This window comes from Klebsiella sp. D5A, from assembly GCF_001620885.1.
Taxonomy (GTDB): Bacteria; Pseudomonadota; Gammaproteobacteria; order Enterobacterales; family Enterobacteriaceae; genus Klebsiella; species Klebsiella variicola.
In genome coordinates this window covers 123046-137667 of record NZ_LOAR01000015.1, presented here as the reverse complement: position 1 = coordinate 137667, position 14622 = coordinate 123046, and the positions used below count along the sequence as shown (strand labels likewise).

At 63.7% G+C, this 14622-nt stretch carries 14 protein-coding genes; 4 read left to right on the top strand and 10 right to left on the bottom strand.

Annotation, left to right across the window (positions count from 1 at the left end):
* Positions 1–73: 73 nt before the first annotated feature.
* The gene (gene phoC / locus AS136_RS20845; RefSeq protein WP_008807621.1) at positions 74–820 is read right to left on the bottom strand and encodes an acid phosphatase PhoC; all 747 of its coding nucleotides are present in this window, start codon (positions 818–820) and stop codon (positions 74–76) included.
* Between the two features lie 225 nt (positions 821–1045).
* Here phoC and selD point away from each other — a divergent pair, with 225 nt between their 5' ends.
* From selD to AS136_RS20830, 3 genes are all read left to right on the top strand, one after another.
* A complete protein-coding gene (gene selD, locus AS136_RS20840; protein ID WP_012542093.1) occupies positions 1046–2089 on the top strand; it encodes a selenide, water dikinase SelD in 1044 nt (347 codons plus the stop codon).
* A 4-nt stretch (positions 2090–2093) separates the two neighbouring features.
* The gene (locus AS136_RS20835) at positions 2094–4040 is read left to right on the top strand and encodes a DNA topoisomerase III (protein ID WP_008807619.1); all 1947 of its coding nucleotides are present in this window, start codon (positions 2094–2096) and stop codon (positions 4038–4040) included.
* 170 nt (positions 4041–4210) lie between these two features.
* Entirely contained in the window at positions 4211–5191 is a 981-nt protein-coding gene (locus AS136_RS20830) for an NAD(P)H-quinone oxidoreductase (protein ID WP_012968472.1), read from the top strand.
* A 43-nt stretch (positions 5192–5234) separates the two neighbouring features.
* Here AS136_RS20830 and gdhA read toward each other — a convergent pair whose 3' ends face one another.
* Positions 5235–6578: an NADP-specific glutamate dehydrogenase gene (gene gdhA / locus AS136_RS20825; RefSeq protein WP_004176526.1), complete on the bottom strand. Its 1344-nt coding sequence runs from the start codon at positions 6576–6578 to the stop codon at positions 5235–5237.
* 182 nt (positions 6579–6760) lie between these two features.
* On the bottom strand, positions 6761–7171 hold the full coding sequence (locus AS136_RS20820) for a pyrimidine (deoxy)nucleoside triphosphate diphosphatase (protein WP_023322414.1): 411 nt from the start codon (positions 7169–7171) through the stop codon (positions 6761–6763).
* Between the two features lie 86 nt (positions 7172–7257).
* Here AS136_RS20820 and AS136_RS20815 point away from each other — a divergent pair, with 86 nt between their 5' ends.
* Entirely contained in the window at positions 7258–7872 is a 615-nt protein-coding gene (locus AS136_RS20815) for a CDP-alcohol phosphatidyltransferase family protein (RefSeq protein ID WP_016160748.1), read from the top strand.
* A gap of 49 nt (positions 7873–7921) precedes the next feature.
* Here the strand turns inward: AS136_RS20815 and AS136_RS20810 are convergent, their stop codons facing one another.
* From AS136_RS20810 to AS136_RS20780, 7 genes are all read right to left on the bottom strand, one after another.
* Positions 7922–9229 carry a sulfurtransferase gene (locus tag AS136_RS20810; protein WP_023322415.1) on the bottom strand — a complete coding sequence of 436 codons (1308 nt, stop codon included), beginning with the start codon at positions 9227–9229 and terminating at the stop codon, positions 7922–7924.
* Between the two features lie 93 nt (positions 9230–9322).
* On the bottom strand, positions 9323–9955 hold the full coding sequence (locus AS136_RS20805; protein ID WP_023297432.1) for an ATP-binding cassette domain-containing protein: 633 nt from the start codon (positions 9953–9955) through the stop codon (positions 9323–9325).
* Positions 9955–11490, bottom strand: coding sequence for an ABC transporter permease subunit (locus AS136_RS20800; RefSeq protein ID WP_023322416.1), 1536 nt, complete (start codon positions 11488–11490; stop codon positions 9955–9957). Before AS136_RS20800 ends, AS136_RS20805 begins: the two co-directional genes overlap by 1 nt.
* Positions 11463–12641: an ABC transporter substrate-binding protein gene (locus AS136_RS20795; protein WP_012542085.1), complete on the bottom strand. Its 1179-nt coding sequence runs from the start codon at positions 12639–12641 to the stop codon at positions 11463–11465. Before AS136_RS20795 ends, AS136_RS20800 begins: the two co-directional genes overlap by 28 nt.
* A 2-nt stretch (positions 12642–12643) precedes the next feature.
* Positions 12644–13204, bottom strand: a complete 561-nt coding sequence (locus AS136_RS20790; RefSeq protein ID WP_008807736.1) for a carboxymuconolactone decarboxylase family protein — start codon at positions 13202–13204, stop codon at positions 12644–12646.
* Positions 13201–13911, bottom strand: a complete 711-nt coding sequence (locus AS136_RS20785) for a TVP38/TMEM64 family protein (RefSeq protein WP_063266952.1) — start codon at positions 13909–13911, stop codon at positions 13201–13203. The genes AS136_RS20790 and AS136_RS20785 overlap by 4 nt, the downstream gene beginning before the upstream one ends.
* Positions 13898–14554 carry a TVP38/TMEM64 family protein gene (locus tag AS136_RS20780; protein ID WP_023322417.1) on the bottom strand — a complete coding sequence of 219 codons (657 nt, stop codon included), beginning with the start codon at positions 14552–14554 and terminating at the stop codon, positions 13898–13900. Before AS136_RS20780 ends, AS136_RS20785 begins: the two co-directional genes overlap by 14 nt.
* Between the last annotated feature and the right edge of the window lie 68 nt (positions 14555–14622).

Here is a 14622-nt window from a genome sequence, read left to right as displayed (position 1 = left end):
CCCTGGCCCTCTCCCGGAGGGAGAGGGAACCGTCCGGCTGGCCGCGCAAGCGCAGCGCCGCCGGGCGATGACGTTACTTCTGCGTTTTGGCGAATTCGTCTTTGGCTTTCTGCAACTGCTGCTGGAAGGCCGGGTTGGTGTGCAGCGTAGCGACCACCGCGGAGCCGACGATGCGCGCCGCATCGACATCGCTCTGCCAGTGATAGCCGCAGATCACCCGGCTCTCGCCGAGCTCATAGCCGCGCTTCAAAATTTCATTTTGCCGCTGCGGGTTGATCTCCGCCAGCACCAGGGCGGTGGCCCAGCCGATAGAGGTATGCCCGGACGGGTAAGAGCCGTTTTTCGACAGCTTGTCCTGCTCGGTGGTGTTGCAGGTGGAGACGCCATAGAACGCAAACGGGCGAATGCGCATGTATTTCTCTTTCGCGCCGCGGGTCGCCAGATCGCCGGCGTCTTCAATCATATTGGTCAGCAGTTTGTGGAGCTGAGGCGCGTCTTTCTCGGTGATTGGGGAACCAAAGGCGCTGGAGAAGGCATTGGCCACGCCGCCCGCGCTGAGGTTGGCATCTTCTGCCGCCAGCTTCCCGCGCTCGGTATTGCGCAGCAGACGCCCCTGCTCATACATCGCCTGATCGTTTAAGAACGCGATACTGCCCACCGCCGGCGGCGGCGGCAACAGCGCCAGGCTGTCGATGGCCTGGGCATTGGTCAGATAGTAGAGATCGGGCTTGGTGGTGACATCGTTCCCGGGGGGAACCAGAGCAAAGGCGTTAACGGAGAAGAAACTGGCCAGGCAAAGGGCAAGAACACGCTTTTTCATTAGAATTTCCTTACGTCATAATCATTCCAGAGAAGACAGTCCTGTGTTGTCACATTTCTGTCATCTTTAAGTAAAAGTGAAAATGGTCGGGAAAAAATTGCCGTGTCTCGCAAAAACGGCTTTTTGTCTGCTTAATGAGCAACCATACGCGATTTCAGACTGTCGTACTTACCACCCTGGCGTTTGGGCGCTAACATAGCGGGATTGCAATGACAGGAGATGTCCATGAGCGAGCAAGCCATTCGTTTAACGCAATACAGCCACGGAGCCGGTTGTGGTTGTAAAATTTCCCCGAAGGTGCTGGAAACCATCCTGCATAGCGAGCAGGCGAAGTTTGTCGATCCGAACCTGCTTGTCGGCAACGAAACCAGCGACGATGCCGCCGTCTATGATCTTGGTAACGGCACGTCAATCGTTAGCACCACCGATTTCTTTATGCCGATTGTCGATAATCCGTTCGACTTTGGCCGCATCGCCGCCACCAACGCCATTAGCGATATTTTCGCCATGGGCGGGAAACCGATTATGGCGATTGCCATCCTTGGCTGGCCGATCAACACCCTGGCGCCGGAAATTGCCCGTGAAGTGGTGGAGGGCGGGCGCTTTGCCTGCCAGCAGGCCGGGATCGCGCTGGCGGGCGGCCATTCCATTGACGCTCCGGAGCCGATCTTCGGTCTGGCGGTCACCGGCGTGGTGCCCACCGAGCGCATCAAGAAAAACAGCACTGCGCAGGCGGGCTGCAAACTGTATCTCACCAAACCGCTGGGGATCGGTGTGCTGACCACCGCGGAGAAAAAATCGCTGCTCAAGCCAGAGCATCAGGGACTGGCGACTGAAACCATGTGCCAGATGAACCTCGCCGGCGCCGCGTTTGCCGCCATCGACGGGGTGAAGGCGATGACCGACGTCACCGGCTTTGGCCTGCTCGGCCATCTTAGCGAGGTGTGCCGCGGGGCCGGCGTGCAGGCGCAGCTGCGCTATGCCGATATCCCAAAACTGCCGGGGGTGGAAGGCTATATTGCCGCCGGCGCGGTGCCGGGCGGCACCGGGCGCAACTTTGCCAGCTACGGCCATCTGATGGGCGAGATGCCGGCGGAGTGGCGGGACCTGCTGTGCGATCCGCAAACCTCCGGCGGCCTGCTGCTGGCGGTGACTCCGGAAGCGGAAGCCGAAGTCCAGGCCGCTGCGGCGGAGTTCGGCATTAAGCTGGCCGCCATCGGCGAGCTGGTCACCGCCCGCGGCGGACGACCCATGATCGAGATCCGTTGATTCGATGCGGTTGTTTATTGCGGAAAAACCGAGTCTCGGTCGGGCTATCGCCGATGTGTTGCCTAAACCGCACCGCAAAGGCGATGGCTATATTGAGTGCGGCAACGGGCAGGTGGTCACCTGGTGTATCGGCCATCTGCTGGAGCAGGCGCAGCCGGACGTCTATGACAGCCGCTATGCCCGCTGGAATCTCACCGACCTGCCGATTGTGCCGGAGAAATGGCAGCTACAACCCAAACCCTCGGTCACCAAACAGCTCAATGTGATCAAGCGTCTGCTTGGCGAGGCGCAGGAAGTGATCCATGCCGGCGACCCCGACCGTGAGGGGCAGCTGCTGGTGGACGAAGTACTCGATTACCTGCAGCTGGCGCCGGAGAAGCGTCAGCAGGTGCAGCGCTGTCTGATTAACGATCTCAACCCGCAGGCGGTGGAGCGGGCGATCAATCGCCTGCGCGCCAACAGCGAGTTCGTGCCGCTCTGCGTGTCGGCGCTGGCGCGGGCGCGTGCCGACTGGCTGTACGGCATCAATATGACCCGCGCCTATACTCTGCTGGGGCGCAACGCCGGCTATCAGGGGGTACTGTCCGTGGGGCGGGTGCAGACCCCGGTACTTGGCCTGGTGGTTCGCCGTGATGAAGAGATTGAAAACTTCGTCGCCAAAGACTTCTTCGACGTGAAGGCGCATATCGTCACGCCGCAGGAGGAACGTTTTGTCGCCACCTGGGTGCCAAGCGAAGCCTGCGAACCTTATCAGGATGAAGAAGGGCGTCTGCTGCATCGTCCACTGGCTGAGCACGTGGTTAAGCGCATCGAAGGCCAGCCGGCGCTGGTGACCGGCTATAACGATAAGCGCGATTCCGAACCCGCGCCGCTGCCATTCTCGCTGTCGGCGCTACAGATTGAGGCGGCCAAACGTTTCGGCTTCAGCGCGCAAAACGTGCTGGATATCTGCCAGAAGCTGTACGAAACCCACAAGCTCATTACCTACCCGCGTTCGGATAGCCGCTACCTGCCTGAAGAGCACTTCGCCGGCCGTCATGCGGTGCTGAATGCGATTGCCGTCCATGCGGCGGACCTGCTGCCGCAGCCGGTGATGGATCCGGAGATCCGCAACCGCTGCTGGGATGATAAAAAGGTCGATGCGCACCATGCGATTATCCCGACCGCCCGCAGCAGCCAGGTCAAGCTCACCGATAACGAAGCGAAGGTCTACCACTTGATCGCCCGGCAGTATCTGATGCAGTTCTGCCCGGACGCGGTGTTCCGCAAATGCCAGATTGACCTCGAGATCGCCAACGGCAAGTTTGTCGCCAAGGCGCGTTTTCTGGCAGAGGCTGGCTGGCGGACGCTGCTGGGCAGCAAAGAGCGCGATGAAGAGAACGACGGCACGCCGCTGCCGGTGGTGGCCAAAGACGATGAACTGCTGTGCGAGAAGGGCGAAGTGGTGGAGCGTCAGACGCAGCCGCCGCGCCACTTTACCGACGCCACGCTGCTGTCGGCGATGACCGGGATTGCCCGTTTCGTGCAGGATAAAGATCTGAAGAAGATCCTCCGCGCCACCGACGGTCTCGGCACAGAAGCGACCCGCGCCGGGATTATCGAGCTGCTGTTTAAGCGCGGTTTCCTGACCAAAAAGGGGCGTTATATCCACTCCTCGGACGCTGGCCGGGCGCTGATTCACTCCCTGCCGGAGATGGCCGCGCGTCCGGATATGACCGCCCACTGGGAATCGGTCCTGACGCAGATCAGCGAAAAGCAGTGCCGCTATCAGGACTTTATGCAGCCGCTGGTGGGGACGCTGTTCCAGCTGATCGATCAGGCGCGGAGCACGCCAGTGCGTCAGTTCCGCGGCCTGGCCGCGCCGGGCGGGGCGAAAAAGTCGTTCAGCAAAGGTAAAGGCAAGCCGAAAGGGAAAAAAGCGGCAGACGATGCTGCGCCGCCGCCGCAGTAACCCGCCGGTGGTCGCGAGGATGCGAATCCCCGCGGCCACCGCTTCTCCGCCAGCCAGGTCAATGGTCTACACTAAACAGCCGGGCAGGGCTTGACGACTTCCCCCCTGAATGCGTCTTCGCGCTTGCCGATAATGTTGCTCATTTCTCTCACCGGCGATAAGGAGGACCCGTGAAATATATCGCTATTAGCCAACCGGGCGGCCCGGAGGTATTGCAGATCCGCGAAGGAGAAATCCCTGCTATTGGGGAGAATGAGGTGCTCATTGAGGTGAAGGCCGCCGGCGTCAACCGGCCGGATATCCTGCAGCGCCAGGGGCTGTACCCTATGCCCAAGGGCGTCACCCCCGTACCTGGCCTGGAGGTGGCGGGCGTTGTGGTTGAGGTCGGCGCGCAGGTCACAGCGTTTACGCCCGGCGATCGCGTTTGTGCGCTCACCAACGGCGGCGGCTATGCCGAATACTGCGCCGTGCCGGCAGGCCAGACGCTGCCGATCCCGGCGGGCCTCAGCTTTAGCGAAGCGGCCGCCATTCCGGAAACGTTCTTCACCGTCTGGGCGAATGTCTTCCAGCTGGGTAAGCTGCAGCCTGGCGAAAGCATCCTGATCCACGGCGGCGCCAGCGGGATTGGCACCACCGCGGTCCTGCTGTGCCACGCGCTGGGGATGACCGTCTATGCCACCGTTGGCCAGGACGAAAAAATCGCTGCCCTACGTCCCTATGCTACGGCGATTAACTACAAAACCGATGATTTTGCGGAAAAAATCGGCCAGCTGACCCACGATGAAGGCGTGGATGTCATTCTGGATATCGTTGGCGGCCCTTACTTTAACCGCAACCTTGGGATACTGAAAAAGGATGGACGGCTGGTGATCATCGGCTTTATGGGCGGACGAATCGCTCATGAGGTTGATATTCAGACCCTGATGCTCAAGCGAGCCACCATCACCGGCTCAACCATGCGCGGCCGGACGGCGGCGGAGAAACAGGAGATTGCCGAGGCGCTGCGGCGCCACGTCTGGCCGCTGCTTGAGGCAGGGAAATGCAAGCCGATGATCTACGCCAGCTACCCGATGGCGGAGGTTGCCGAGGCCCATGCCTGTCTGGACAGTGGTCAGCATCTGGGGAAAGTGGTCATCACGATGACGTCGTGAGACGCATCCCGGCGGGCAGCCGCCGGGATGGAGTCAGGGGAAGTTAAATCACGCCCTGGGCCAGCATGGCATCCGCGACTTTCACGAAACCGGCGATATTCGCGCCGCGCACGTAGTTGGTCTGCTTCGCTTCGCCGCCGTACTGCACGCAAGCGTGGTGGATATCCAGCATGATGTGATGCAGACGGGCATCCACTTTTTCCGCTTTCCAGCCCATGCGCGCGGCGTTCTGCGCCATCTCCAGACCGGAAGTCGCCACGCCGCCGGCGTTGGCCGCTTTGCCCGGGGCAAACAGCACGCCAGCTTCCAGGAACAGGTCGGTTGCGGCGATGGTGGTCGGCATGTTGGCGCCTTCCGCCACGGCCTTCACGCCATTGGCAATCAGCTGGCGGGCGGCATCGACGTCCAGTTCGTTCTGGGTCGCGCAAGGCAGGGCGATATCCACCGGCACTGACCACGGCTGCTGGCCTTCAAGATAGGTGAGGCCAAATTCGCGGGCGTAGTCGGCCACGCGGCCATGGGCACGCTCTTTAATGTCGATCAGGCGGGCCAGTTTTTCTTTGGTGAAGCCCGCTTCGTCAACGACGGTGCCGTTGGAGTCGGAGGCGGTGACCACCCGCGCGCCAAGCTCCATCGCTTTCTCAATGGCGTATTGCGCGACGTTGCCGGAGCCGGAAACCGCCACGCGAGCGCCTTCGAAGCCGAGACCGTGACGTTTGAGCATCGCTTCGGTGAAGTAGATCAGACCGTAACCGGTGGCTTCCGGACGGATCAGGCTGCCGCCAAAGGAGAGGCCTTTACCGGTGAAGACGCAGGCGCTGTTGTTGGAGAGCTTGCGCATCATCCCGGCCATAAAGCCGACTTCGCGGCCGCCGACGCCGATATCGCCCGCTGGTACGTCGGTATCCGGGCCAAGGTGGCGATAGAGCTCGGTCATCAGCGCCTGGCAGAAGCGCATCACTTCGCCATCGCTCTTGCCTTTAGGATCGAAATCGCTGCCGCCTTTCCCGCCGCCCATCGGCAGGGTGGTCAGGGCGTTTTTGAAGGTCTGCTCGAAGCCAAGGAATTTGAGAATCGACAGGTTAACCGACGGGTGGAAACGCATCCCGCCTTTATACGGGCCGATGGCCGAGTTGAACTGCACGCGCCACGCGCGGTTGACCTGGACCTGATTGCGGTCATCCACCCACACCACGCGGAACTGGATCACGCGCTCCGGTTCCACCAGACGTTCCAGCAAAGCAAGCTGACGATAGCGCGGATTTTCCTCAAGGAAAGGCCACAGGGTGGTCATCACCTCCCGGACGGCTTGAGCAAATTCGGTTTGATGAGGATCGCGCTGTTGAACGCGGGTGAGAAAGCCTTCCAGAGTGCACGTCTGATCCATAGATATAAGTTCCCCTTATGGTTGTGGTTGCATGTATTTATTATGATTCGGTCCTTGAAAAAACCGATTTTCCGACTATAACACCGCTAATCCTTAGGCAAGCAAGGAAAAATTAAGCCGACAACAAAATTTATAATTGTCCGCCAGTCATAACTAAAAACGATGACGAGGCGGCGGGCGGATCAGCGGCCGGAAAGGGTCGGGCGCTGGGCGATAAAGGCATGCAGCAGAGGAATATCGGCCGGGGCGAGATCGAGGGTTAAGGCGTCAGCGGGCAGGCACCAGCGCAGCTGAGTGTGATAGTGGGCCAGCGGTATGCCCTGAAAGTGCGGCACCCACCAGGCGTGCAGATGGATCTGGCGGCCGGAGACTTGCCGCTGATGGCTGGCGATATAGCATGCCGGGTGGGCGATGATGCCCATCTCCTCCTGTAGCTCGCGGGCCAGCGCCTGCGGCTGGCTTTCACCAGGCTCCACTTTGCCGCCAGCGAACTCCCACATCCCCGGCTGGTCGGCGTGGGGCGGACGCTGCGCCAGCAGAATCTGGCCATCCTGTTCAATAATGGCTGCGACAACATCAATCATTTTTAGCATAAGCATCAAGGTGAATAAGACGAATCTGGCCTATTATCACCGCCATAGACCTTGACTGACAACCGCCAACCCTGCTGGAGACCTCCGTGCTTGATAGCCACCTGCATCCGCGCCTCAAACCCCTGCTTAATGCTGTCGCCGGCGCGCTTGACCGCCCGGGTATTTCACCGGACGGGCTGACGCTCCTCGGTTTTGCCATCGGCGTGCTGGCTCTGCCCTTTCTGGCGCTGGGGTGGTATAGCGCGGCGCTGGTCGCTATTCTCCTCAACCGCCTGCTGGATGGTCTGGACGGCGCCCTGGCGCGGCGGCGCGGGCTCAGCGACGCCGGCGGTTTTCTCGATATTGCGCTGGATTTTCTCTTCTACGCCCTGGTGCCGTTCGGCTTTATTCTGGCGGATCCGCTGAACAATGCCCTGGCGGGGGCCTGGCTGCTGTTTGCCTTTATCGGCACCGGCAGCAGCTTTCTCGCTTTTGCCGCACTGGCGGCCAGGCATCAGATCGCCAATCCCGGCTACGCCCATAAATCGCTGTACTATCTTGGGGGCCTGACGGAGGGGACGGAGACCATCCTGTTGTTTGTCCTCGGCTGCCTGTTTCCGGCGCATTTTGCCTGGCTGGCGTGGCTGTTTGGCGCGCTGTGCTGGCTGACGACGGCGACGCGCATCTGCAGTGGCTACCAGACCTTAAAGCGGGTGGTGTGAGCGGGAAAGCGCGCGTCGCTGGCTGGGGGCGACGCGCTGGTGGGGCATGTTACTGACTGCTTTCCGGGCCGCGTTCGCCGCGGGCGACCGGATTGTGCGGGTTGCTGCTCCATTCGTACCAGCCGCCGTCGTACACCGCGACGTGCGGCCAGCCCATGGCGCGGGCATACATGAAGGTTTCCGAGGCCCGCCAGCCGGTCCCGCAATAGAACGCCACCTGCTGGCTCGGCAGAATGTTCCACTGGCGCCACAGGGTAGCGATATCGTCAGCGCTGCGCATGGTGCCGTCCGGGTTATGGAAATCCTCCATGTGCGTGGAGTCGCTCCCGGCGTGGCCCCAGCGGGCGCCGGCGATGTCGCCCTTCGGCTTGATATAGCTGTAGCCGCTGGTGGTGCCGATAAACTCCGGCCACGAGCGGACGCTGACCAGCGAGGCGTCCTGACGATGCAGCAGCCCGCGGGCTTGTTCGGTATCCAGCATCAGCTGCGGCTGGCCGGGGATCGGCGCGCCGAAGTCCTGCGCCGACTGCTGCGCCGGCGGCATGCCGCGCTCGACCGGCAGCTCGGCGTCGGACCAGGTCTGCCAGCCGCCGTCAAGCAGGCGCACGTCTTTGACCCCGGCGTACAGCATGATCTGCGCCACCCGCGCTGCGGCGTAGACGTCGCGACCGTAGAGGATCACCGTGGTGTCATGCCGGATGCCGTGCTTCGCCAGCATCGCTTTCAGCTGTGCGTCGGACACTTTATTCCACAGCGGTTCGCTTTCCACCTCATTGGTATCGATATAGCCCGCGCCAGGGATATGGCTCAGCAGATAGAGTTTCGGCGCTCCCCAGGCGGCTTCGAACACTTTCCAGTCGCCGGTCGGGGCGGCGGCTACGCGTTTTCCCTGCTGCAGGTCGTGCAGCCACTGGGGGTAGACCAGCTGTTCAAAGTGCGGCAGCTTTTGCAGGCGGTCGGTCTGGCTCAGCGCATCACTCAGGGTGCTGAGCCGGGTGAAGCCCGCTTGTTTCAGCCGCGCCGCGACGCTGGCATTATCTTCCGGGTTGCCGTACAGCGCGACGGGGGTATCCGGCTGGATCTGGTGCTGCTTAGTCCAGGCGCGGAGCTGATCGTCGCTCATGGCGCCGAGCCAGCGGGCGGAAAGATTCAGGGCCTGCGGCTCATGACCTTCGGGGCCGTTGGCGCGCTGAGGCCAGCCGTTGTAATAAGCGCTCAGGCGGGTGTCAATGGCCACGCCGTGCTGCTGTTGCAGGTGGGAGAGAGTGAGCGCTGGCATGGTTTCAGCGGCGCAGGTGGTGGAAGCAGCAAGCCCCATAAGCAGGGCGAGTGCGGTCAATTGAGAAACACGTTTCATCGAAATGCCCGACGGTAAAAAGTGGAGGGCGTATTCTCCGCTCGCCAGGCGCCGATTTCTTTGCGGTAACGCAGGTTTGCACGCTATTGCTCTTCATTGCCAGGTCTCCATCGCCAGGCAGCGTCCCGCCGGCGGACCGTCCTCGCGATCGTGGGTCACCAGGATCGCCGGAATGGCCTGGCGGGCCAGCTCCTCAAAAACCCAGCGGCGGAACGCGGCGCGCAGGGTGGCATCCAGACGGCTGAAGGGTTCATCGAGCAGCAGCGCCTCGGGGCGCGCCAGCAGGGCGCGCAGCAGGCTCACCCGCGCCCGCTGCCCGCCGGAGAGCGTGGCCGGGTCGCGTGGGGCGAAGCCATGCAGCCCGGCGCGGCTGAGCGCTTGCTCCACTGCGGCTTTTCGCGCCTCGCCGCGCACACTCTCCGGCAGCGCCAGCTGTAAATTTTGCCCGACGCTGAAATGGTCGAACAGTAACGGGTCCTGAAACAGGATGCCGATGCGTCGATGCTCCGTCGGCAGCGTATCGCAGCGACGTCCATTGAGCCACAGCTCGCCCTCGGCGCGGAAGTCGCCGGCCAGGGCGCCAATCATCCAGGCAAACAGCGTCGATTTTCCGCTACCGGAGGGGCCCATCAGCGTCAGCACTTCTCCAGGCGCCACCGAAAAGGCGACCTCCCGCAGCAGCGGCTGACGTTTCACGCTCAGGGTCAGATGGTTTACGGTTAGCACTAGCGAAGTCCTCGTCGATAGCGGCCCGCCAGCCAGGCGAGAAGGGCCGTCAGGGTAAAGCATACCGCCGGCAGCAGTAATTGCCACAGCGCCTGGGCGGCGAGCGTCTGCACCTCGCCGCCGCTGCTGAGCGCCACCGCCTGACTGGTGAGCGTCGGGATACGGCCTGCCCCCAGCCATAGCGTCGGCAGATACTGCGCGATGCTCACGGAAAAGCCCACCGCCAGCGCGGTCAGCAGCGGGTGGGTCAGCGAGGGCAGGGTCAGCAGCCAGAAAATACGCGTGGGCCCCCAGCCGAGCGTGCGGGCGATTACCGCCATCCGCGGGTCGCGCTGGCGCCAGGCCGGGCGCAAAATAAACAGCATCCATGGCACCACCCACAGCAGATGGCCCCACAGGACGGTCCACCATTCGCCGTCTAGCCAGGCGTACAGCGCCAGTCGGTACTGGCCAGCGGCCAGCGGCAGGGCCGGCAGGACCAGCGGCAGCCAGACCCAGCCATCTCCCCGCATCGGGCCGCAGGCCAGCCACAGCAGGCAGACAGCCGCGCCGAGGGCGCAGGCCGCCAGCGCCAGGCCAAGGCTGTTGCCGAGGGCATCCATCTGCGGTGGCGCTGAGCGCGCCAGCCCCGCCAGCAATAGCGCGCCCAGCAGACCGCTCAGCGGCAGCAGCGCCGCCAGCAGGCGGCCGGGCAGGGCATGAGGATGAGGGTGACGAATACCGCGCAGATTGGGCTGGTACTGGCGCTGTATCCGCCACCCTCCCCAGGCCACCAGCGCCAGCCCGCCGAGGATCGTCATCAGTAACAGGCTGGCCAGCGCCCCTTTGGCCTGCTGCAGGTCATCGCCCTGGCTTAACCACTGCCACGCCAGCACGGCGAGAGTGGGCGGATTGCCGGGCCCCAGCACCAGGGCGACATCGACCGCCGACAGACTCCAGGCGGTGGCGGCCAGCAGCACCATGCCGAGGGCGGGCAGCAGGGCGGGCAGCACCAGCCAGCGCAGGCACTGCCAGCGGCCGTAGCCGAGGCTCTTCAGCGCGGTCGCCTGGTCGGCGAGGCGTTTCTCCCCCAGCAGGCCATAGATCACCCACAGCACAAAGGCGCTCTCTTTCAGGGCCATCGTCAGGCCAAGCCCGATGCCATACCGGTCGACCGGCGGCGTCAGAAGCGGCAGCCACTGCCAGATCCAACCCCCTTCGGCGAACAGCAGCAGCGCCGCCGTCGCCAGGGCAAGATGGGGTACCGCCAGCAGCAGCGGCAGACGGGAAGCCAGTCGCCGCCAGCGGAGCGAGGGCCAGAGGGCAGCGACGACGGTCAGGGCGATCAGCAGCGCGCCGCCGACGGACAGCAGCGTCGAGACGAGCGTGGCGGCCAGCGCCTGGCCCAGCTGCGGGTCGGCGAACAGCGCCCGCCAGTGGGCCGGGGAGCGCGCAGCGCCCACCAGTTCCCCGGCGGCGGGGAGCAACGGCAGATAGATCGCCGCCATCGTCCCCCAGGCCAGCAGGATCAGTGGGTACCGTAGCGGCGCAGCCATTCCTGCTCCAGCGCGTCAACCCATGCCGCGTGCGGCTCGGCAAGCACCGGCGGTAGATCCTGCGGCACGGTAGCCGCCAGCGCCTGACGCTGGCCGTCAGGCAGACGCTGCGGGTCCAGTACGCTCGGATCGCCCCAGACGGCGGCATCGGCCTTGCGCAGCTGCGCTTCAGGCGAGAGCAGGAAATTGGCCACCACTTTGGCGCCAGCGACGGCGCGGGCGTTAGCCGGGATGGTAACGAAATGGACGTTACCGAGGGTCCCCGCGGTGAAGCCGAAGCTGTAGCTGTCCGTCGGTAATTCGCCGCTGGCGGCTTTCTGCCGGGCGTGCAGCGGGTTAAACGTGAGTGATAAGCGGAGGGTGCCATTGTTGAGCATGGTATCCATCCGTGCCGGCGACGCCGGGAAATCCTTGCCCGCCCGCCACAGGGCCGGGTGCAGCGCATCGAGATAGCGCCACAGCGGGGCCGTGACCGCCGCGAAGGTCGCCGTCTGCGGCGGCTGGCGCAGGGCGGCCGGCTGGTCGGTGAGGGCGATCAGCAGTTGCTCCAGCAGGGCGGTGCCGGTGAAGTCCGGCGGCCGCGGGTAGGTCACGCTGCCGGGATGGGCTCTGGCGAAGGCCAGCAGCGCCTGCGGGCTGGTGGGTGGCTGCGGGGTTTGCCCGCGGCGGGCGATAAACGTCAGCTGGGCGCTGCCCCACGGCGACTCCGTACCGTCGGTGGCGACAGAAAAGTCCTCCCGAACCGGCTTTTGCAGATCGACAAAGCGCCAGTTGGGCAGCGATTCGGCCCAGCCGGTGAGCAGCAGGTTGGCCTGCTTAAGCGTGCGAAAGTTTTCGCCGTTGATCCACAGCAGATCCACCGACCCGCCCCGGCGACGGCCGGCCTGCGCCTCGCTCTGGATGCGTTTCACTGCGTCGGCGGCGTCGGCGATGGGGACAATACGCAGGTCGATCGCGTAGTGGCGTTTGACCTCCTCGCTGACCCACGCCAGATAGCGGTTGACGGCCGGGTCCCCGCCCCAGGCGTTAAACCAGACGGTCTGCCCGCGGGCTTCCGTTTGGATCTGCCGCCAGCTGTCGTTGGCATTAACCGCCAGCGGCCAGAGCAGCAGCAGGCACAGACAGAGGCTGAAATCACGCAAACGGCGCATCGTTACTCCTTATTCTGCGGGGAAGAGGTGGGCATCTGACACAACCCCTGGGCCGGGATCGCCATCGCGGCATTGAACCGCGCTGATAAATTTTGCAGGCCGATCAGGGCGGTCAGCTCGGTGAGCGCCCTGGCGTCAAAATGCGCGGCCATCGCGCTGCGCAGGGCATCATCCACCTCCGGCGGCGTCTGGGTGGCGGCTTCGGCATAGGCCAGCGCCAGACGCTCTTTTTCGCTGAACAGCGTACTGCTGCGCCAGTCGGCGACCGCCAGCAGCTTGTCCTGGCTGCCGCTCCGCGCCGCGAGGGTCATGCTGGTGATATCGATACAGAATTCACAGTGGCACAGTTGGGCGATGCGGGCGCTGACCAGCGACCGCAGCACCGGATCCAGCGGCGAGCGGCGGCGTTCAATGTAGCCCACGAACAGCGAAACCAGGTAAAACAGCCATGGGATCCGTCCCCACCAGCGAATTGGGCTCAGCACCTGGCCGTAATGCCGGCGGTGCAGCCAGGCCTGCGGACGAAGGATCAGGGGGACAGAATCCAGCGGGGGTAAGCTCATGGCGACGATCTCTTATGACGTTCATGGTAAATATTTTTGGCGATAGAGATGACCACCGCCAGGGCAAAAAGCAGCGAAAGCCCGGTGGCCAGCCAGAAGGTGCCCCCGGTGAGCAGACTCCCGGCCCAGGAATAGACGATAGTCGCCGGCAGCTGGCCCACGCCGGTGGCCAGCATAAAGGGCCAGAAGCGCAGCGAGGTTAGTCCGGCGGCATAGCTGACCGGGTCAAACGGCACAAACGGCAGCAGGCGGCAGACCAGGATCGTCTGCGGGCCAAAGCGAGTGAAATAGCCGTCGACGCTGCGCAGCACCGCGCGGCCGGTGAGTTTTTCCACCACTTCGCGCCCCAGCGCTCTGGCGATGCAGAAGCAGAGCCCGGCCCCGACCATGGCGCTGAACCATGACAGCGCACCGCCCCAGAAGGCGCCGAACAGGGCGGCGTTCGCCAGGGTAATCAGGAAAGCCGGCAGCGGAGCGACGATCGCCTGGAGGATCATCAGCGCAAATGAGACCAGCGCGGCCTGCGGCCCCCAGGCGGCGATAAACCCTCTGACCTGCTGCGGATCCAGGGAGGCTAACGCCGTCAGACTCTGCTGCAGAAAGGTTCGCCCGCCGGGGAACCACCACCAGGCGGCCAGCCCGGCGACGGCCACCACGGCAAGGGCCAGCCGGGCGCGGCGCAGGTGACGGCGATCAGGTTGGGTCATGGCGCACCTCCTCGCCGGGCGTTGCCATACGGCGGGCGCGGGCAAACCGTTTGCCCATCTGCACCAGGGCAAACAGCAGCCCGCCGGCGAGGCTCAGTTTGAGCGCGAAGGCGAGAGTTACGCCCTCGCGGGCCAGCTCGCTGGCCATGACCGAATAGATGACCAGGCCCGGCAGGGTGGTCACGGCGGAGATCAGGGTAAAGGGCCAGAAAGGGATCGCCGTCAGGCCGTAGGCGTAATTCTGAATGTTGTAGGGAAAGAGCGGCACCAGGCGGGTGAGGATCAGGAAATCGCAGCCGCTGCGGGCGATACCGCGCTCAATCGCCTGAAAGGCGGCGGTATGGCCCACATAGCGCTGCAGCAGGTCACGCCCAAGCCAGCGGGCGATTAAAAACGACAGCGAAGAGGCGAGGGTGGCGGCGGCAAACGAGAGCAGGGAACCTGTCAGCGGGCCGAAGAGCATCCCGCCGGCGATCACCAGCAGGCTGCCGGGGATCAGACACAGGGTGGCAATGATAAACAGCGCGACATAGACCAGATACCCCCAGGCGCCCTGATGGCGCAGGGTGTCCTGAAGCAGATGAAGGTGAGTCAGCAGATCGTGGAGACCGACGCGATGGCTGATAACGGCCAGCGTGGCCACCAGCGCGAGAAGTCCCAGCCCTTTACCAGTGGCCTGATGACGGCTTCTTTTGCATGAGGGGTGCTCCT